Source organism: Nesterenkonia rhizosphaerae, from assembly GCF_039544555.1.
GTDB classification, from domain to species: Bacteria; Actinomycetota; Actinomycetes; order Actinomycetales; family Micrococcaceae; genus Nesterenkonia; species Nesterenkonia rhizosphaerae.
Window position 1 is genome coordinate 1 of record NZ_BAABLW010000002.1, and the last position, 19,589, is coordinate 19,589.

The 19,589-nt window shown below is 63.6% G+C and carries 16 protein-coding genes and 2 pseudogenes; 7 read left to right on the plus strand and 11 right to left on the minus strand.

Annotated features, from left to right (window positions below):
- Window positions 1-386, minus strand: a pseudogene (locus tag ABEA23_RS01500) (glutamine--fructose-6-phosphate transaminase (isomerizing)); the annotation flags it as partial.
- A 101-nt stretch (window positions 387-487) separates the two neighbouring features.
- On the opposite strand from ABEA23_RS01500, the gene coaA reads away from it, so the two are divergent.
- The 3 genes and pseudogenes from coaA to mscL form a co-directional block, all read left to right on the plus strand.
- Window positions 488-1,471: a type I pantothenate kinase gene (coaA, locus tag ABEA23_RS01505; protein ID WP_425577098.1), complete on the plus strand. Its 984-nt coding sequence runs from the start codon at window positions 488-490 to the stop codon at window positions 1,469-1,471.
- A gap of 7 nt (window positions 1,472-1,478) precedes the next feature.
- On the plus strand, window positions 1,479-2,423 hold the full coding sequence (locus ABEA23_RS01510) for a M15 family metallopeptidase (RefSeq protein WP_345476366.1): 945 nt from the start codon (window positions 1,479-1,481) through the stop codon (window positions 2,421-2,423).
- A gap of 43 nt (window positions 2,424-2,466) precedes the next feature.
- A pseudogene (gene mscL, locus ABEA23_RS01515) lies at window positions 2,467-2,847 on the plus strand (large conductance mechanosensitive channel protein MscL); the annotation flags it as partial.
- 178 nt (window positions 2,848-3,025) lie between these two features.
- Here the strand turns inward: mscL and ABEA23_RS01520 are convergent.
- The 4 genes from ABEA23_RS01520 to rplM form a co-directional block, all read right to left on the minus strand.
- On the minus strand, window positions 3,026-3,829 hold the full coding sequence (locus ABEA23_RS01520) for an aspartate dehydrogenase (RefSeq protein ID WP_345476367.1): 804 nt from the start codon (window positions 3,827-3,829) through the stop codon (window positions 3,026-3,028).
- Window positions 3,830-3,832: 3 nt separating this feature from the next.
- Window positions 3,833-5,185 (minus strand): phosphoglucosamine mutase, encoded by a 1,353-nt coding sequence (glmM, locus tag ABEA23_RS01525; protein ID WP_345476368.1) that lies wholly within the window; start codon window positions 5,183-5,185, stop codon window positions 3,833-3,835.
- 195 nt (window positions 5,186-5,380) lie between these two features.
- Window positions 5,381-5,878: a 30S ribosomal protein S9 gene (gene rpsI, locus ABEA23_RS01530; RefSeq protein ID WP_044493941.1), complete on the minus strand. Its 498-nt coding sequence runs from the start codon at window positions 5,876-5,878 to the stop codon at window positions 5,381-5,383.
- A 38-nt stretch (window positions 5,879-5,916) separates the two neighbouring features.
- Window positions 5,917-6,360, minus strand: a complete 444-nt coding sequence (gene rplM, locus ABEA23_RS01535; protein ID WP_044493939.1) for a 50S ribosomal protein L13 — start codon at window positions 6,358-6,360, stop codon at window positions 5,917-5,919.
- A gap of 433 nt (window positions 6,361-6,793) precedes the next feature.
- Between rplM and ABEA23_RS01540 the strand changes: the two genes are divergently transcribed.
- Genes ABEA23_RS01540 through ABEA23_RS01550 form a run of 3 tightly spaced genes read left to right on the plus strand, consistent with a single transcriptional unit; the run spans window position 6,794 to window position 10,596 of the window.
- Window positions 6,794-7,591, plus strand: a complete 798-nt coding sequence (locus tag ABEA23_RS01540) for a DeoR/GlpR family DNA-binding transcription regulator (RefSeq protein ID WP_345476369.1) — start codon at window positions 6,794-6,796, stop codon at window positions 7,589-7,591.
- Window positions 7,588-8,565, plus strand: coding sequence for a 1-phosphofructokinase family hexose kinase (locus tag ABEA23_RS01545; RefSeq protein ID WP_345476370.1), 978 nt, complete (start codon window positions 7,588-7,590; stop codon window positions 8,563-8,565). The genes ABEA23_RS01540 and ABEA23_RS01545 overlap by 4 nt, the downstream gene beginning before the upstream one ends.
- A 15-nt stretch (window positions 8,566-8,580) precedes the next feature.
- On the plus strand, window positions 8,581-10,596 hold the full coding sequence (locus ABEA23_RS01550) for a PTS fructose transporter subunit IIABC (RefSeq protein ID WP_345476672.1): 2,016 nt from the start codon (window positions 8,581-8,583) through the stop codon (window positions 10,594-10,596).
- Window positions 10,597-10,809: 213 nt separating this feature from the next.
- On the opposite strand, the gene ABEA23_RS01555 is transcribed toward ABEA23_RS01550, so the two are convergent.
- The 5 genes from ABEA23_RS01555 to ABEA23_RS01575 form a co-directional block, all read right to left on the minus strand.
- Window positions 10,810-11,952: a mannitol-1-phosphate 5-dehydrogenase gene (locus ABEA23_RS01555; RefSeq protein WP_345476371.1), complete on the minus strand. Its 1,143-nt coding sequence runs from the start codon at window positions 11,950-11,952 to the stop codon at window positions 10,810-10,812.
- 189 nt (window positions 11,953-12,141) lie between these two features.
- Window positions 12,142-14,175 carry a PTS mannitol transporter subunit IICBA gene (locus ABEA23_RS01560; RefSeq protein WP_345476372.1) on the minus strand — a complete coding sequence of 678 codons (2,034 nt, stop codon included), beginning with the start codon at window positions 14,173-14,175 and terminating at the stop codon, window positions 12,142-12,144.
- Window positions 14,176-14,230: 55 nt separating this feature from the next.
- Window positions 14,231-15,889 (minus strand): phosphoenolpyruvate--protein phosphotransferase, encoded by a 1,659-nt coding sequence (gene ptsP, locus ABEA23_RS01565; protein WP_345476373.1) that lies wholly within the window; start codon window positions 15,887-15,889, stop codon window positions 14,231-14,233.
- Entirely contained in the window at window positions 15,889-16,161 is a 273-nt protein-coding gene (locus ABEA23_RS01570) for an HPr family phosphocarrier protein (RefSeq protein WP_044493930.1), read from the minus strand. Before ABEA23_RS01570 ends, ptsP begins: the two co-directional genes overlap by 1 nt.
- Window positions 16,158-16,478: a PTS sugar transporter subunit IIB gene (locus ABEA23_RS01575; RefSeq protein WP_345476374.1), complete on the minus strand. Its 321-nt coding sequence runs from the start codon at window positions 16,476-16,478 to the stop codon at window positions 16,158-16,160. The genes ABEA23_RS01570 and ABEA23_RS01575 overlap by 4 nt, the downstream gene beginning before the upstream one ends.
- A 158-nt stretch (window positions 16,479-16,636) precedes the next feature.
- Between ABEA23_RS01575 and ABEA23_RS01580 the strand changes: the two genes are divergently transcribed.
- Entirely contained in the window at window positions 16,637-18,562 is a 1,926-nt protein-coding gene (locus ABEA23_RS01580; RefSeq protein ID WP_345476375.1) for a BglG family transcription antiterminator, read from the plus strand.
- 152 nt (window positions 18,563-18,714) lie between these two features.
- Here ABEA23_RS01580 and ABEA23_RS01585 read toward each other — a convergent pair whose 3' ends face one another.
- Window positions 18,715-19,497 carry a glucose 1-dehydrogenase gene (locus ABEA23_RS01585; protein ID WP_345476376.1) on the minus strand — a complete coding sequence of 261 codons (783 nt, stop codon included), beginning with the start codon at window positions 19,495-19,497 and terminating at the stop codon, window positions 18,715-18,717.
- Window positions 19,498-19,589 lie beyond the last annotated feature (92 nt).

Sequence of the window (19,589 nt, forward strand, 5' to 3'; positions counted from 1 at the left end):
GACTCAAAGACCTCCCCGGCAGCCAGCAGCTTTTCCTTCAGCTCAGCGAAGTTCTCAATGATCCCGTTATGGATCACCGCCAGCTGGCCCTCATCACCGAAATGCGGGTGCGCATTCTGATCAGTAGGCCCACCATGAGTCGCCCACCGGGTATGACCAATACCGATAGAAGCTGGACGCATCGGAGCAGCATCAATCTCTGCCACCAGATTCACAAGCTTCCCGGACTTCTTCCGGCCCTCGATCACACCATCAGCAACGGTGGCCACACCGGCGGAGTCATACCCGCGGTATTCCAGACGCCGCAAACCCTCCAGCAGCACATCCAGAGCAGCATGCTCACTGGTCTTCTCAGGCAGGCCGATATAGCCAACAATTCCACACATGTACACCAGGGTATCGTGTCTGTGTGTCTTCGCACCTGTCTGAAGAGCCCTCGCACGGGCCGTTTCCTGCCGTCTCTACGGGGCCTATCCCTCAGGAGGTGCTGGGGACTGCGCCGTGGGCGGGGTCCCCACCGTTTGAAGACGGCACCACGTCCTACTCCCCGTTTGTGGAGCTGGACAGACCGGCCTGGGCGCGGCTGGCGGACACTATTGAGCAGCCGCTGAACCAGGACGACGTCGACCGGTTACGCGGCATCGGAGAGCACCTCTCCCTGGAGGAGGTGGCGCAGGTCTATCTGCCGCTGTCCCGGCTGCTGAACATCTATGTGGAGGCCGCAGCGCATCTGCGGACCAAGACCAATGAGTTCCTGCGTGAGACCACGCGGCGTACGCCTTTTGTGATCGGCGTGGCTGGTTCTGTGGCTGTGGGCAAGTCCACTACTGCGCGCGTACTGCAGGAGATGCTGCGGCGTTGGCCCTCCACTCCGCGAGTGGAGCTGGTGACCACCGATGGATTCCTCTACCCCAATGCTGAGCTGGAGCGCCGTGGGCTGATGGAGCGAAAAGGCTTCCCGGAGGCTTATGACCGCCGTGGGCTGCTGCGCTTTGTGGCGGAGATCAAGTCCGGCCGCCCTGAAGTCCGGGCACCAAAGTACTCGCATCTTCGATATGACATCATCCCCGACGATCAGGTAGTGGTGCGTCGTCCGGACGTGCTGATCCTGGAAGGGCTCAATGTGCTGCAGCCTGCCCGGCACCGCGAGGACGGCACTGTGGGTCCGGCACTCAGCGATTTCTTCGACTTCTCCATCTATGTGGATGCCAAGCCCAAGCATATTGAGCAGTGGTATGTGGACCGGTTCATGAAGCTTCGCTCCGGTGCCTTCGCCAATCCGCAGAGCTACTTTCACCGCTACAGCACCTTCAGTGACCAGGAAGCGATGGAGCGCGCTACCGATATCTGGGGGCGCATCAACGGCCCGAACCTGCGGGAGAACATTCAGCCCACACGCTCACGGGCGAAGCTGGTGATGTCCAAGGACGCTGATCACAGTGTCTCCCGGGTGCTGCTGCGAAAGGTCTGACACTGTGATGGTTGAGTCCCGTGGGCAGGCGCTGCAGCGCCGTCGAGCTGTTTACCGGCGGCGTCGGGCTTGGGCTGCGGTGATTGCCGTGGTCCTGCTGGCCCTGCTGGGTTTTGGGCTCTATGCGGGCTTGAAAACCTGGGGGCTGCTGCCCAGCGGCCAGGACGCCGAGGGGTCTGAGTCCGCTGAGCTGTCGGGTAATAATTCCGACGACGACCTTGCCTCCCCGGCGGGGTCCTCAGCAGCGGCCGCCGAACCGGAGCCGGAACCAACGCCCGAGCCGGAGCCTGAGCCTGAGCCTGAGCCGGAGCCTGAACCCGAGCGTGCCAGTGACCCCTCCTGGGACCCCGATTCCATCCACGTGCTGGTGAATCGACAGAACCCCTTTGACCCGGTGGACTACGCGCCCACTGATCTGGTGGTACCTGATGTTCCGCATTACGGCCCAGAAGCCGCCATGTCCCTGCGGCAGGAGCCCGCAGCCGCCCTGGAGGAGCTCATTGCCACCGGGCGCCAGGAGGGCATGGCCCTGGGACTGGTCAGCGGGTACCGCTCCTTCGACTATCAGTTCCAGATCTACTGGGCCCGCCATGCTGAGGTAGGTACCGAGGCCACGGACCTCTATATGTCCCGGCCGGGGTACTCCGAGCACCAGACCGGGTTGGCCGCGGATGTGATCAGTATCGAAAATCCTGACTGCATGCTCGGGGAGTGCTTCGCTGACACCCCCGAGGGGCAGTGGGTGGCGGAGAACGCGCACCGTTTCGGCTTCATCATCCGGTATCTGGAAGATATGGAGCACATCACCGGCTATCCCTATGAGCCGTGGCACCTGCGTTATGTGGGAGTCGAAACCGCCACCGAGGTCTTTGAGCTGGGCCTCACCCTGGAGGAGTACTGGGAGCAGCCAGCTGCACCTGACTACGACGACGCCGAACCCACCTACCCCTAAAGAAGCTCGGCCATAGGCGAGCGGCGCGGCTTACACTGTCACCATGCTCAAGGGATTCAGAGATTTCATCATGCAGGGCAATGTCATCGACCTTGCCACTGCTGTGGTCATTGGTGCGGCATTCGGTGCAGTGGTCAACGCCATGGTGGAGAACGTGCTGATGCCGTTCATCTCCGGCCTGGTGGGCGCTCCTGACTTCGACAGTTTCGGCGTCGTCTGGTTCAACGGCAATGCCCTGCAGTTCGGCGTGCTGCTGACGGCGCTGGTGAATTTCCTGCTGATTGCCGCCGCTATCTACTTTGTGATCATTCTGCCGATGAACAAGATGATCGAGGCACGCAATAGGAAGCTGGGCGCTGTAGAGGAGGCGCCCGAGGAGAACATCATGCTGCTTCGTGAGATCCGTGATCAGCTCAAGGCGCAGACCGAGGTGACCAATCCCGCGTTTATCGCCTCACTGGTCGAAGCTGAGCGCCAGGCTGAGGCCGAGGCGGCTGCTAAAGCCGAGGCCGAGCAGAATCCGGGGCTGCTGGGCAAGGCCAAGAACATGGTCTGGGGTAAGGACTGATCTAGGCGCGCGCCGCGTACTGGGCCCGGTCGGGTCAGAACCCGATAGCCTCCACGCGGCGCAGGACGGCCTCCTGCACGCTCAGAGCAGCCAACCAGGAGGTTTTGGGATTCTGCGGCAGTGGATGGTTGGTCAGCACGATCCTGAGCCTGCCGAATGCTCCCTCGACGTCGACGGTATGCGAGTTCTCCTTGGCATGAGGATCAGCTATGAGACGCACAACGGTACTGTCAAAGCCCACACCTGCCAGGGCCACTGCAGCGGTGACATTGGCATTCTTGGGAAACTGTGCCGCTGCCGCTCTGGCGCTTCCTTCAAAGAACACTTCCGCGTGCTCCAGCTGCGCTAGCGCACAGAGCTCCTCAGCTGCAGACCCCCGCCAGGCGGACGGAGGTTTGCGGCCTTCATAGACCACGGAGTCAACTCCGGCCAGCATCCCAGCACGTAGGGCGTCCAGTCCCCCAATGGCACCTGAGACCACAGTGAGCCTGGCTCCGCTGGACTCAGCGGCTTCATCCAGTGTCATCTTCAGCTGGTCATCGCCGAGCACACCGAGGGACGCGATAACGACGTCGACGCCGCGGCGCAGTGCCTCAGGGACGGCATCACGGACGGCGCTGTGCCCGGCGCATTCCACCAACAGGTCAGGCTGCCAGTCCAGCAGTTCGGTGACATCAGAGAACCCTCGTGCCGAGGCCTCCTCGCTGAGTCGATGGATTCGATGCTCTCGCTCCAGAAATGCGAACTGTGTCTGCGGCAGCCGCTCGCGCAGCCCTTCAAGGCAGGACTGCCCCATAGCGCCCATGCCCAGGATTGCTAGACGCGCCGGTTCTCTCATGGTTTAGAGGGCGAGTTCGGCTTTGACAACATCTGCCAGAGCCTCAGCCTCAGCCCGAGCAAGATCAGCAGTTTCTGCCTCAATCATCACCCGCACCACAGGCTCAGTACCCGATGGCCGCAGCAACACGCGCCCAGACTCCCCTAAACGAGCCTCCACCGCAGCAACAGCGGCCTGCACCACCTCATGCGACTTCACCCGGGCCTTATCCACACCAGCCACATTGATCAGCACCTGCGGCAACCTCGTCATCGACTCATCAGCCAACTCACGCAATGACCTACCCGTAGCAGCCACCCGAGCCGCCAACTGCAGACCCGTGAGCACACCATCACCAGTGGTCGCATAATCGCTGAAGATCACATGCCCAGACTGCTCACCACCAAGGTTGAACCCACCAGCACGCATACCTTCCAGCACATACCGGTCCCCCACCGCGGTCTCCACCAGGTTGATTCCAGCCTTAGCCATCCCCAGCTTCAACCCCAGATTGCTCATCACCGTGACCACCAGGGTGTCATCGTTCAACCCACCGGCTTCTTTCAGCGCCAGGGCCAGAACGCCCATGATCTGATCACCATCGATGATCTCCCCGGTGTGATCAACCGCCAGACACCGGTCAGCATCACCATCATGGGCGATCCCCAGATCAGCAGCATGAGAGATCACTGCTTCCTGCAGGTTCTGCAGGTGCGTGGATCCGTAGTCATCATTGATGTTCAGTCCATCAGGATCAGCACCAATGACGATCACTTCAGCACCGGCAGCAGCGAAAGCTTCTGGGGAACAGCCCGAAGCCGCACCATGGGCGCAGTCCAGCACGATTTTCAGCCCCTTCAGAGAGACTTCTCCCAGGGACTGCAGCAGATGCACCACATACCGGTCTTCGGCGTCTGAGAACCGTTTGATACGCCCGACCTGATCCCCGGTGGGCAGGACAGGGGCCTGTCCCATCTGGGCTTCGATCTCATCTTCGACCGAGTCATCGAGCTTATGCCCGCCACGGCCGAGGAACTTGATCCCGTTATCAGGGGCCGGGTTATGCGAGGCAGAGATCATCACACCAAAATCAGCGTCGATATCCGCCACTAGGAACGCCGCAGCAGGGGTGGGCAGCACACCGGCGTCATAGACATCCACACCTGAGGAAGCCAACCCGGCCTCTACCGCGGAGGAGATGAACTCACCGGAGACCCGCGGATCACGAGCCACAACAGCAACAGGTCTGCGGCCTGCAGCCGCACGACGATGTCCCAGCACCACCGCAGCAGACTGGGAGAGACGAAGAGCAAGGTCCGCAGTCAGCAGCCCATTGGCCACACCACGAACACCATCGGTTCCGAATAATCTGGTCATATTGGGGAACAGTCTAGAGGGCGAACACGAAAATCCCCGCCGGGAGAACCCGACGGGGATTTTCGTAGCAAAGCTGTGATCAGCGCTTGTGGAGCCAAGCGCTTGCCAGCACGGCTGCCTGATCGGGGATAAGCCGACCAGATTATCGCCCGGGCCCCGGTGTGACTGCGCAGCAGCACACCGGGAAGGCGTGAATCAGCGCTTGGAGTACTGAGGGGCCTTGCGGGCCTTCTTCAGACCTGCCTTCTTCCGCTCCACGGCGCGAGCGTCGCGGGTCAGGAAGCCGGCCTTCTTCAGTGCAGCACGGTTGTGGTCACGGTCGATGCCGTTGAGCGCACGGGAGATTCCCAGGCGCAGGGCACCGGACTGACCGGAGGGGCCGCCGCCGTCGATGCGGGCGATGACGTCGTAGGCGCCTTCGAGGCCCAGCAGGGTGAAGGGGTCATTGACCTCCTGCTGGTGCAGCTTGTTGGGGAAGTAATCCTCCAGGCTGCGGCCGTTGATGGTCCACTTGCCGGTGCCCGGCACGATGCGGACGCGGGCACGGGCGCGCTTGCGGCGGCCGATCGCTGCACCGGGAACAGTCAGCGGGGCGCGCTCTGGGGCGGCCTCTTCGGCAGCGGCGGGGGCAGATTCCGAGGTGTAGCTGGTCAGCTCCTCGGTCTCGGTGAGCTCTTCAGTGTTCTGAGCCACGTTTCTCCTTGAAAGTATCTAGTGTCGGGTGGCCAGGACTACTGAGCGACCTGGGAGATTTCGAACGGCTTAGGCTGCTGGGCAGCGTGCGGGTGCTCAGCACCTGCATAGACGCGCAGCTTCTTCAGCTGTGCAGCACCCAGCTTGTTGTGAGGCAGCATGCCCTTGACGGCCTGCTCCACAGCACGGGTGGGGTAGCGCTGGATCATGTCACCGAAGGTGATGGACTTGATGCCGCCCGGGAACCCGGAGTGGCGCCAGTAGCGCTTCTTGGAAACCTTGTCGCCAGTGACGGCGACCTTTTCAGCGTTGATGATGATGACGAAGTCGCCCATGTCCTGGTGAGGTGCAAAGGTCGGCTTGTGTTTGCCGCGCAGCAGGGTCGCAGCCTGGCTGGCGAGACGGCCCAGGACGACGTCGGTGGCGTCGATGATGTGCCACTGAGCGTCGGCGTCGCCATTCTTGGGAGTGTACGTACGCACGTTGGTATGCCTTACGGTCGGTCTTCTACGGTTCAGATGCCGGCTGCAGCAGTGTGTGAGAGTCACGCTGCGTCGCCATCTGTTCAATTGCTCTTTTGGTCTGGACTCCCCGAGGGAAGCCCATTGTGTCAGTGCACTCGGTATTCCAGGTGAGGGCTGGAAAGAATCCGGTTCCGTAGCTCCCCATCCCGTCTCGCGGAGGCTTCACGGCCATGCAACTGAGCCGCCTCAACACGATTCCAGGCAGGGCTGGACACGCACAACAACCTCCAACTATACAGCAGAGCCCGCCCGGCCCCAAAAGGCTGGAATCACAGACCCCCGCACCCCCTCCACCAGCGCAATGTTGCAAAACGCAGATAAACACAGATAAAGTCCGACTAAACCCACACGATGTGTGCCAGACCACTTACCCGCAAGGGAGACACTCTCTATGGCCCTTCTGGCCCCCGAACGGCATGACCGTATTCTCGCGCTGCTGGCTCGAGACGGCACCGTCAGCGTCCAGCAGCTGGCCGACAGCTTCGCCGTCACCCGCGAAACAGTGCGCCGCGACCTCGACCAGCTGGAAGCCGAGGGCGCGCTACGCCGCATACATGGCGGCGCAGTGGCAGCCTCCACCCCGTCTCGGGCTGAAAGTTCTCTGCAGGAGCGGCTCGCCCGGCAGTCGGAGCAGAAACTGCGCATCGCCCAGGCGGCGCTGGCTTATCTGCCGCCAGAGACCGGAGGCTCGATGATCATCGACGCCGGCACCACCACCGAAGCATTGGCTGGGCTGCTGGCAGATCGCCCAGCGACTGACTCGAGTGCCCGACGGTTCCTGCTCACCAACGCACTCCCCATCGCTCAGCGGCTCAGCAATGCCAGCTCCTTCGACGTCGAGATCCTCGGGGGCAGCATCCGCGGCATCACCGGAGCTGCCGTAGGTGCGCAGACCACCACCGCACTGCAGCGCCGCCGCGCCGATGTGGTCTTCCTGGGCACCAATGGAGTCGACGCCGGGTTCGGGCTGAGCACACCGGATACTGCCGAGGCCGCTGTGAAGACAGCCCTACTAGAAGCAGGACAGCAACGGGTGCTGTTGGCGGATTCCTCCAAGCTTGGCCGCACCTCACTGGTGCAGTTCGCCCGGCTGGAGGACATTGATGTGCTGATCACCGATGCTGAGCCGCAGGCCGCCCTGGCCCAGGCCCTGCAGGAGGCCGAAGTTGATGTGGTGGTGGCTCCATGATCGTGACCGTGACCCCCAACCCCAGCCTGGACAAGACAGTCGAGCTAACGGCTCCGCTGGCGGTGGGGCATGTGCAGCGAGCTGCCCAGACCCATGCCGAGCCCGGCGGCAAAGGCGTCAACATCTCCCGCGCCCTGACCGCTGCGGGGGTGGAGAACCTGGCCGTGCTACCCGGTGATCCCGCTGACCCGGTGCTCACCGGCCTGGCTGAGATCAGCGTCAGCTGTCGCAGCATACCCATCGGGCAGTCGCTGCGGATGAATATCGCCATCACCGATCCGCTGGGCACCACCACCAAGGTCAACGAGCCCGGCCCCCAGTTCAGCGCTGAGGCTGAAGCCGACTTTATCGAGCTGATCATCGGCAGCGCGACCGAGGCGGCCTGGACCGTGTTGGCCGGATCCCTGCCGCCGGGACTGAGCACGCAGTTCTACCGCGAGACCATCACCAGGCTGCGCAGCGCCGGCGGGCACCTGGTGGCAGTCGATGCCTCCGGGCCGGCGCTGGCCGAAGCGGTGGCAGCGGCACCGGATCTGATCAAACCCAATGCTGAGGAGCTGCTGGAGCTGGCCCACGCGCTGCTGGAGCCGGAGCAAATCCCCGAACTCTCAGCCGCTGAGCTGGAGGCTTCCAAGGACGCGGTGGTGCAGCTGATCCGCGCCCTGAAGCCCCACGGCGTCCAGGCGGCCCTGGTGACCCTGGGCGGCCACGGCGCCGTCTACGTCTCAGCGGATCAGCACCATCCGGTGCTGAGCGCCTGGGGTCCGCCGCTGACAGTGCGCAGCACCGTCGGTGCCGGCGATGCCGCACTGGCCGGATTCATCGCCGCAGACGTGAAGGGCGAAGATCCCCGCAGCTGCCTACGCCGGGCCATGGCCCAGGGCCGGGCGGCGGCTTCACTTCCCGGCTCCACCATGCCGGTCCCCGAACAACTCGTGCTCGACGACGTCGTCGTCGACGAGCTCACCCGATAAGGAAAAGGACTACAGATCATGGCCATCATCACCGAAGAGCTGGTCAGCTTAGAGAGGATCACCGCCGCGCAGCCGCGCGAGGTGATCGAGCAGCTGGCCGGCCAGATCGTGACTGCAGGCAGAGCCTCCGACGCCGAACCGCTGATCGCCAGCGCCTGGGCGCGTGAGGAGCAGTCAGCCACGGGCATGCCCGGGGGCTTCGCCATCCCGCACTGCCGAACCTCCGCGGTCTCCGAGCCGACCCTGGCCTTCGCCCGCCTGGGCACCGCCGTGGACTTCGGCTCCTTCGACGGCCCGGCTGATCTGGTGTTCCTCATCGCCGTTCCGGAGACCGCCAGCCAGGATCACCTGAAGATCCTCTCGGCCCTGGCCACTGGCCTGATGCAGGATGAATTCGTCACCGCACTGCGCAGTGCCGGCAGCGCCTCCGAGGTGGTGGCGCTGATCGACTCTGCGGTGGCACCCACCGAAGAACAGCCGTCCGCCGAAGAGCCCACCGCCCAGGAGCCCACCGCTGAGGCCGGTGAGCCGGTGCGCCGTTTGGTGGCGGTGACCGCCTGCCCCACGGGTATTGCCCACACTTATATGGCTGCCGATGCACTCAAGCAGGCCGCACAGGCACGCGGCATCGACCTGCATGTGGAAACGCAGGGATCAGCGGGTTCGACGCCGCTTCCCGCCTCGGCTATTGCGGACGCGGAGGCGGTGATCTTCGCCGTGGATGTCGACGTACGGGATAAGAGCCGTTTCGCAGGCAAGCCGGTGGTGGCGGCCCGAGTCAAGCGCGGCATCGATGATCCCGGTGCCCTGCTCGATGATGCACTGCGCGCGGCCCAGGACCCCAATGCGGCAGTTGTCAGCTCCGAGAGCGAGGACGAGGCTGCCACGGGCGAGCAGGGCCGGGAGAGCTTCGGTCGCAGCGTCCAGCGTGTGCTGATGACCGGTGTGAGCTACATGATTCCCTTCGTTGCAGCCGGTGGTCTGCTCATCGCACTGGGGTTCCTGCTCGGCGGCTACAACATCACCGATGTGGCCTCGGATATCGCTTTTAATCACTCCCTGTGGAATCTGCCCACTGCAGCAGAGCTTCCGGCCGACTTCCATGGCTGGGGCGCGCTAGGCGGCTATCTGGGTTCGGTGTTCTTCACCATGGGCAGTGCCGCCATGGGCTTCCTCGTGCCGGCGCTGGCGGGCTATATCGCCTACGGAATGGCCGACCGCCCTGGTATCGCACCGGGCTTCACTGCCGGTGCTGTGGCTCTGTCCATGGACGCCGGATTCATCGGCGGCATCGTCGGTGGCGTGCTGGCCGGTGCAGTCGCCTACTGGTTCCGGCGCTTGGATGTGCCGCGCTGGTTGGCCGGACTGATGCCGGTGGTGATCATTCCGTTGGTGGCCACCATCGTTGCCGCTGGGCTGATGTTGCTGGTGCTGGGCGGCCCCATCGCCGCACTGACGGCTTCGCTGGAGGGCTGGTTGGAGTCCATGACGGGTTCCGCTGCGGCCCTGCTGGGCGTCATCCTCGGCCTGATGATGTGCTTCGACCTCGGCGGACCGGTCAATAAGGTGGCCTACTCCTTTGCCGTAGCCGGTGTCTCCGGAGCAGTGGCTGCCGGCAGCGACGCCCCGCTGATGATCATGGCCACCGTGATGGCCGCAGGCATGGTGCCTCCGCTGGGTCTCGCCCTGGCAACCTTCCTGGACCGCAAGCTCTTCACCGTCGCTGAGCGGGAGAACGGCAAGACTGCAGTCCTGCTGGGTGCGGCCTTCATCTCTGAAGGTGCCATTCCTTTTGCGGCGTCAGATCCGCTGCGCGTGCTGCCGGCCTCGATGCTGGGCGGCGCTGTCACTGGCGCCCTGACCATGGTCTTCGGTGTGACCTCTTATGCACCGCATGGTGGTGTGTTTGTGGCCTTCGCCATCGACAGCTTCCTGCTGTTCCTGCTGGCTGTGCTGGCAGGTGCCGCACTGACTGCGCTCAGCGTGATCGCACTGAAGCGCTGGACCCGCAAGGCACCTGCCGCGGCCTAAACACCAATAACAACGACGGCGGCTCCCCGGTCTCCCAGGATTCTGCAGAATCTAGGACCGAGGGGCCGCCGTCGTTCTATACTCTTATTCGCTCACGCAATATGACGTCGGTTTCACCGGTTTTACCCCCACGAGCACCGAAAGTAAGGTCAAACTGCGTGACCGAACGTGGTGCGGGCGCCGCCGCCGTCGTCGTCTGCAAGTGCGGACAGCTCAGCGCTGGGCTGCTGCCACCCGTTCCACCACTGCCGTAAAGAGCGGGTGGGCAGAGGTCAGGCCCGTCACCTTCTCGGTAAAGGCCTCAGCGTTGAGTTGGCCCAGGAGCTTCTTCATCTCCACAGCTTGTTCGTCTGCGGCAACGTCGAAGGCCAGCGCGGCTTCGATAGCGGCGAGCAGTCCCTGAACCGGCAGTCCCCGTTCGGCGGCCTCGGCCGCAGGGCCGATCAGCCGTTCATGACGGGAGAGCTTACGCAGCGGCTGGCGGCCCACCCGGTCCACGGTGTCAGGCAGCGCCGGATTGCGGAAGCGGTCAAGGATGGTGTCCCGGTAGGACTGCATCTGATCAGGGGTAAAGCCATGCTTGGCCACCAGAAGCGCAGAGGTCTCCTCCAGAGCGGCGGTGACTCCTGCGGCCACGTGCTCATCAGCCAGGGCATCGGCGATCTTCTCCAGACCTGCCGCTGTCCCCAGGTACGCGGCCGTGGCGTGGCCGGTGTTGACGGTGAAGAGCTTGCGTTCAATATAGGGCCCCAGCTCATCGACGAAGTGGGCACCGGGGATATTAGGCAGATTCTCCCCGAAAGGTCCCTTCTCGATAGCCCATTCGTAGAATGGCTCCACGGTGACATCGATGCCGCCATCTGCTGGCTGGCCCGGGACGATTCGGTCCACTGCGGTATTGGCAAACACTGCTTTGGCGGCCAGTTCGTCCCAGCCCTCGCCGGCCAGCTCCTGCATAGCCTGACGCAGAGTGTCCGTGGCGCCGATAGCGTTCTCGCAGGCCATGACCTGCAGTTTCTGCGAATCGGCTGGGCGCTGGCGCAGGCCGGCCACAATATGCGGGGCAATGAACTTCAAGATGGTCGGCCCCACTGCGGTGGTCACCACGTCAGCGGTTGCGACTTCTTCGGCCACTGCCGAGGCGTTCTCGGCGCTGTTGACTGCGCGGAAGCCGGTCACGGTCTTGTCTTCTCCGCCGGTGCCGACCTCGTGCACCAGATAGGAGTCAGCCGCGGTGAGAGCCTCTACCAAGGGCGCGGCCACATCGGAGAACACCACCTCGTAGCCGCCCTCATGCAGCAGCAGCCCCACGAAACCGCGGCCGATATTGCCTGCTCCGAAATGAACAGCCTTCATATCTGATCTCCTCCCCAGGAGTGTGTCCGGGCGGATCCGTTGTCAGGATCCGGCTGCCCGGTCATGCATGGATGTCTAATAACGGCGTGAGGGTGCGCCGACTGATGGTCTCAGTCCGCGCACCCTCACGCTTTCAGATGATTCGGTTCAGTGGCTAGGCCAGCGCCGGTGGGCCGGCCTGTTCCAGCTTCAGCCTTCGTTCACGGCCGAGAGCAGATCCAGGATCTCCTGCTCGGTGGAGGCTGCCTTCAGCTTGGCGACCTCTGTTTCGTCAGCGAAGAGCGTGGCGATTCGAGACAGGATCTCCAGGTGTTCATCGCCTACACCGGCGATACCGATGACGAATGTGGTGTGATCTCCTGACCAGTCCACGCCGCCGTCGTAGCGGACCACCGACAGCGCCGAGGCCTTGATCGCTGCCTTGGCCGCATTGGTGCCGTGTGGGATGGCCAGTTCGCTGCCCATGAAGGTGGAGACGGTGGCCTCACGGTCACGCATCGCCTGCAGGTAGTCGCTGGTCACCGCGCCGGCGGATTCCAGGATGTCTGCTGCTTCCTGCAATGCCTGGTCCTGGGTCGCTGCACCGGAGTGGATGCGAATCTGCTCCAGGGTCAGGATTCCGCTTTTGACCGCAGTGGCGGTCCCACCGGGGCCAGCAGGTGCGGAGATCGGGTCAGCCGCGGCGGTCTCACCGGAGGCGCCGCTGTTCTTGACCAGTTCCACGACGTCGTCGTACTCGGGAGCGTTCATGAAGTTGTCCACGGACACGTGGATCGCATTCGGCTCCTTCACCCGGGCACGGTCGGTGAGGTTCTGCTGGGTGATGACCAGGTCAGCGTCGCCGGGCAGCCCAGCGATGGCCTTATTGGTGACACTGACATTCTCGATGCCCGCGCCCTGGAACTTCTTGCGCAGCACCGAGGCGCCCATCGCGGAGGATCCCATGCCTGCGTCGCAGGCGAAGTACACGGTGCGGATCTGTTCAGTCGACGATGCCGGGACTGCAGCGGCACCGGCGAGGTTGTCCAGGTGCGAGGAGGACTTGCCCTTAGCGGCGGCAGTCTTTGCCACAGCGGAGGAGAACTCGTCGTCGCCGTCGACATTACGGCGCCGGTCGGCCAGCAGGATGACTGCAGCTACTGCGAAGCTGACAGCAGTGGAGAGGATCACCGAGAGGATCACGCCGAGGTAGCTGTCTGCGGCAGTGGCGAACATGACCGCGATGATGGAGCCCGGGGCGGCAGGGTACACAAGACCCGAGTCGAAGAGCATATTGGTGGTTACACCGGTGGCACCGCCTGCGACCACTGCCAGCAGCAGAGTCGGCTTCATCAGCACGTAGGGGAAGTAGACCTCGTGAATACCGCCGACGAAGTGGATCAGCAACGCACCGGGGGCCGTGGCACGTGCAGCGCCCACACCGAAGATGGTGAAGGCCAGCAGGACACCGGCACCCGGGCCGGGGTTAGCCTCGAGCAGGAAGAGGATGGACTTACCGGCCTCGCCTGCTGATTCGGTGACGCCCAGCGGAGTCAGCACGCCGTGGTTGATGGCGTTGTTGAGGAAGAAGACCTTAGCCGGCTCGATGATCAGCGAGGTCAGCGGCAGCAGCTGGTTCTCCACCAGGAAGCTCACAGCAGAACCGAGAACGTCCATGAACCAGTTGATGACCGGAGCCAGGCCGAAGAAGCCGACGACTGCCATCAGGAAGCCGAGGATGCCGGCGGAGAACATGTTGACCAGCATCTCGAAGCCGGCCTTGATCTTGCCTTCCCAGAGGCCGTCAGCCTTCTTCATCAGCCATGCCGCCAGCGGGCCCATGATCATCGCGCCGATGAACATGTGAACCTCGGCCAGCGGATCCTGACCCTCCGGAAGCGCGGCGTTGAACTCCGCGATCAGGAAGTCCGAACCGGCGATGACACCGAAAGTTGCCACAGCACCAACGACGGCGCCGCGCATCTCGTAGATCATTTTGCCGCCCTGCACCGCGATCAGCACCGGCAGCAGGTAGTGGATCATCGGACCGACGATGGTGGAGAGCGCATCAGCAGGTGCCCAGCCATCGGAGAACTGCTCGATGTTGACCACGATCGCGGTGATGATTCCCCAAGCGATCAGGGCCGGAATGACCGGCATGATCATTCCCGAGAGGAATGAGCCGAACTTCTGTACGGCTACCCGGACACTGCCGGGTTGTGTTTTTTCAGCAGACGCTGTCATAGCGTGCGCCTTTCTCATCTTTGAGGTGGGTGATGGGGTGTTGCATACCGCTGTTTCAGCGAGCGGCGACGTCGAGGGCCGCTTGGCGCGCATCTGCTGCGGTGGAGGCGGCGAGTGCCGCCTGGGCGATGGCCTCGGCCTGGTCCTTGGTGTGCTTGGAGAGCTCCAAGCGCACATCAGCCAGGGCAGCCGGTGCCATGGAAAGCGTGTTGACGCCGAGTCCTACCAGGACCACTGCCAGCAGCGGGTCCGCGGCGGCTTCGCCGCAGACACCCACCGGTTTGCCGGTGTGCTCCCCGGCTGCGCCGACCTCGCGGATCAGTCGCAGCACGGCCGGGTGCCAAGGATCCTGCAGCCCTGCGACCGAACCCAGCAGGCGGTCAGCTGCCATGGTGTACTGCGTCAGGTCATTGGTACCGATGGAGGCGAATCCGGTCACCGGCAGGATCTTGTCAGCCAGCAGCGCGGAGGAGGGCACCTCGATCATCACACCAGCGGTTTTCAGCCCGTGCTGGGTGGCGAATTTGGTGAAGGTCTCTGCCTCTTCCACAGTGGAGACCATGGGGGCCATCACCCAGAGATCGGCCTCGGTGGCAGCCTCAGCCTCAGCTAGGGCAGTCAACTGATCGCGCAGGATCTCCTCATTGGCCAGCAGGGCGCGAAGTCCGCGCAGCCCGAGAGCGGGGTTCTCCTCCTCGGCGTCGTTGAGGAAGGGCAGGGGCTTATCAGCACCGGCGTCAAGTGCCCGGACCACGACCTTCTTGCCGGGGAAGGCCTGGAGCAGCTTGATGTAGGACTCGCGCTGCTCAGCAACGCTGGGGGCCTTATCTGAAGAGAGGAAGAGGAACTCGGTGCGGAACAGCCCCACACCCTCAGCACCTAGGTCCACTGCTTCCTGGGCAGCCTCTGGACTGCCCAGATTAGCCAGCAGCGGCACCTCGGTGCCATCGGCCAGGGCCCCGGGGGTCAGCGGGGCGGCCGCTGCGGCGGCACGCTCCTCGATGCGCCGAGTCACGTCATCGATCTGCTCCTGGGAGGGCTCAGTGATAATCGCTGAGGCTGCGGCGTCGACGATCACCTGCTGATCATCACTGAGCTGGGCGGCGTCCTTAACACCGACGACGGCAGTGATTCCCTTACCACGGGCCAAGATGGCGGTATGAGAGGTCGGTCCACCTTCGATAGTGACCAGCGCCTGCACTTTGTCCAGATCCAGCAGCGCGGTATCAGCCGGAGCCAGGTCCTGAGCCACCAGTACGAAGGGGTGCCCGGGGTCAGGTACACCCGGTGCCGGCTCACCGCGCAGATGCGCAATGACCCGCAGGGCGACGTCGGCGAGGTCCGCGGCGCGTTCGCCGAGGTATCCGCCGAGGGTCTGCAGGGTCTCCTGGAACTCGGTGAAGGCGGCGTGGACGGCGAATTCGCCGGTCTTGCCGGCCTGGACACGCTGTTCAACTGCCTCCAGCAACGTGGGGTCCTGGGCCATCATGACCTGAGCCTCGAGAACCTCCTGCGCCTGTCCGCCGGCGGTCTCCCCGCGGCTGGCAAGCTCAGCAGAGACCGCCTGGATGGCTTCCTTGACCCGGGCGGACTCCTGCTCGGGCTTCAGCTGGCTGTCAGTATCAGCCGGGGGCGCTGGCGGCGGCGCCATCCGCGCCACCGGGCCATAGGCAACACCCTGGCCGATGCCGGTGCCGGTGAGGCTCTCAGGCATCAGTTGGCCTCGTCGTGGTTGGTGGTCAGCAGCTCAGCCAGGGTGTCCAGAGTCTGCTCGGCGTTCTCGGCCTCCACGGTGAGAACAACCTCATCACCATGCTCAACGCCCAGGGACATCACGCCCAGGATGGAAGCTGCATTGACACTCTTCTCGCCCTTGGTGATGGTCACCGGAACGCCGGCGTTCTGGGCGGCTTCCACAAAGAGCTTCGCGGGGCGGGCGTGCAGGCCGTTGGAGGAGCCGACAGTGACAGTGCGGGTTGCGCTCATGAGGGGTTCGCTTTCGTCGTAAGAGCCTGACGGACCAGCGCCAGGGCACGTGTTCCGTCGAGGTCTGAATTGATGTCTTCAGGCAGAAGCTGCACCGGCGCTCCTTGGGGCGCGGTGAGGCCACGGATCTCCTCGATGGTGTCAGCCAGGTGGGGTCCCAGCAGGACCATGTCCGCGGTGTCGATATCGTGCAGCAGCGAGGACTGACTTCCGGCCCAGGCCGTGTGCGGCATACCGGCATCGGCCAGCGCTCGGTTGAGCCGCTGGGCGACAAAAGTGCTGGAGGCACCAGCACCGCACATCACGAGGATCTTCATTGATCTGCCTTCTCCTTTCCCATAGATTCTCCAGTGACTCGCCCCACACCGCTACGGTCTGTGGGGGATATTTCTTTCCTCCCCTGCGGAAAGTTGCTGAAGCCTCCACTATTGTTGGGCCCAAGAGAGTTCCGGCTGGTCACGTGGAAGGAGGCCCAATGGGGCTGAGCAGACGCCAGGATCAGCTGGTCGATCTGCTGCTGCGCGATGACCGTTGGATCACGGCAGCCTCACTGGCAGACCTGCTGGGCGTCACGCCTCGCAGCGTGAGGTCCTATATCTCTGCGCTGAATGCGCGCAGCGCTGAATCCCCCGCTGTTGAGTCCGGGCCCGCGGGGTATCGCGCGAACCGCGCTGTACTGGGCGCGCTGCGTCGTACTGGCAGCAAGCCGACACCGAATAACGCCGGTCCCCGGGACCGGGTCCATACCTTAGTGAGAGAGCTGCTGGAAGCTGATTCCGGGGTGGATGTGCACCGCACAGCAGAACGTCTGCACGTCAGTGAAGCTACAGTCGACGCCGATCTGGCCCGGGTGCGCGAACTGCTGGAAGGCACCGGGTTGTCCCTTGAACGCTCCGGCCCCCGCGTGATGCTGATGGGCACCGAGCTCGCTCAGCGCCGTCTGGTCTCCAAGCTCGCCCATGAGGAGATGACCCAGGGTTCCTTCGACGTCGACCAATTGCGACGCTCCGCGGGCATTGCTGCCGATAGGGCAGCCTTTGCGCCGTTCCGCCGCGAGCTGACCGCTGGGCTGGTGGAACAGGGCTATTACGTCAACGAGCTCGCTGCTGCCGATGTGCTGCTGCATGTCGCCATTGCCGCCGACAGGGTGGCCCACGGCCGCGCCCTGGAGATTTCGGCTGTGGATCTGGAACCCCACCAGCAGCAGGTCGCTGATCTCTTGGACTCATTGAGCCGTCAGTACCTGGGGGTGACGATGGGGCGCGGCGACTTGCACCACCTGGTCTCTCTGGTGCTGACCCGTGCCGTGGCACCGAAGAGCAGTGACCGCACCCCGGTTGCTCTGGACCCGCAGATCGAGCAGGTGGTCAGCCGCGCCGTCGCCCATGCCGCCCAGGAGTACCTGGTGGACATCCTGCACGGTGACTTCATCCAGCGGCTGAGCCTGCACGTGCAGAATCTTGTGCTTCGAGCCCGGGAACAGGCCTGGTCAAGGAACCCGCTGACCCGGTCGCTGAAATCCACCTACCCCATGGTGTTTCAGGTGGCGGTCTCCATTGCTAATGACATCAGCCAAGAGCTGGATATGTCTTTAGGCGATGATGAAATCGCCTATATCGCCATGCATGTGGGCGGCCGACTAGAACGCAGCCGACGGGCCGAGGCCGTCCTCACGGCCACTATTGTCTGCCCCGGCTACTACGAGCTGCATGAACTGCTGCGTTCGCGCATTGACCGTTCACTGGGAGCCTCAGTGGAGGTGGTGGCGGTAGAGACCAATATGGACCCGGACTGGTCATCAATCACCACGGATCTGGTGCTGACCACTATTGAGCCTCAGGTGCCCGACGAGCGCACCGTGCTGCTGCCACCCTTTCTCACCGAGGCGGACACCGAACGGATCTCCGCAGCAGTCTCGCGACGACGACGCAGCCTGCGGCTGGCACGGCTGCGCGCCGAGCTGGAACATTATCTGAGCCCCGAAGCCTTTGTGCGTCCCCTGGTGGCCGCCGATGAGGAGGAGGCCATCCGTCGGCTGGGCGAACCGCTTGTGGCTCAGGGCGTGATTGACCAGGACTACGTGCAGCGGGCGTTGGAGCGCGAGCGGCTCTCCTCCACTGCTTTTACCGAAACGCTGGCAGTACCGCATGCGCTGAAGATGACGGCGGGCCGCACTGCGCTGTCCATTGGAATTGCTGATGGGTCGGTGCGCTGGGGTGGCGGAAGGGTCCAGATTGTGGCGCTGGTGGCCTTCAGCGAGGAGGACCGGGAGGCCTTCCAGACGATCTTCGAGCAGCTCGTAGAGGTCTTCAGTGAGCATGAGAGCGTCCAGCGGATTCTGCGTCGCGGCACCGATTTCGCCGGGTTCCTCGATGAGCTGGCCGCCGTCATCGACGGCTGACCGGCCCGGCCCGCCGTCGCCCTACCTATGCGGTGTCAGGCAACGGCGGGGCCGTGGGCCGGTTTTTTTTGGGGGGCCGGCTTGGGGGTCGACACGGCTCAAGAGCTAAGTGCCGCTGCTCAGCGTGCCTAGACCCCTAGTAGCCTAGACCCCTAGTACTTGGCCGACTGGCCGCCGTCGATGGGGATCACGGCAGCGTTGATGTAACTTGCATCGTCGGAGAGCAGGAAGGCCACTGCTGAAGCGACTTCGTAGGCTTCACCGTAGCGCTTAGTGGGGTTGGCCTGGATGAACTCTTCAGCGGCGCCTCGCGGGTCCTCCGGGTCAATCTGCTTCATTGAGCCTTCCACCATGGCGGTCCAGATGGCCCCGGGGGCAATGGCATTGATTCTGATGCCGTACTGGCCGTACTCCACTGCAGAGTTCCGGGTCAGCCCGACGACGCCATGCTTGCTGGCTGCGTAGCCCGACTGGTTGCCCACGCCACGGATGCCGCCCACCGAGGCGGTATTCACAATGTAGCCCGAGCCCTGTTCGCGCATGATGGCCAGCACCGCTTCCATCCCGAGGAATACGCCGCGCAGATTAATGCTCACCACGCGGTCGAACTCTTCAGCCGTGAAATTCTCGGTCAGGTTCTGGCGTCCCTCGATGCCGGCGTTGTTGAAGAAGCCGTCAATGCGTCCATAGGCATCCATGGTGGCTTTGACGTATGCCTGAGTATCGCTTTGCTGCGCGACATCTGCTGTTGCCAGAAGGATCTGCGCCTCAGGAGCGTGCTCCAGAACTTCCGCCTTGGTCGCTTCCAGACCTTCTTCTGAAAGGTCCACAAGTGCCAGTCGAGCACCTTCCTTGGCCACCTGGATTGCTGTCTGGCGTCCCAGTCCAGAGCCAGCGCCAGTGATAAGGATTACGCGGTCCGTAAATCGAGCCATGATGCACCCTTTCTCCGTATGGGATGTCCACTGGCAAACCTACTCCTGAGGATCTGCCGAAGAAAGGTTTCGAGCAGGCTCTTGTCATGGCT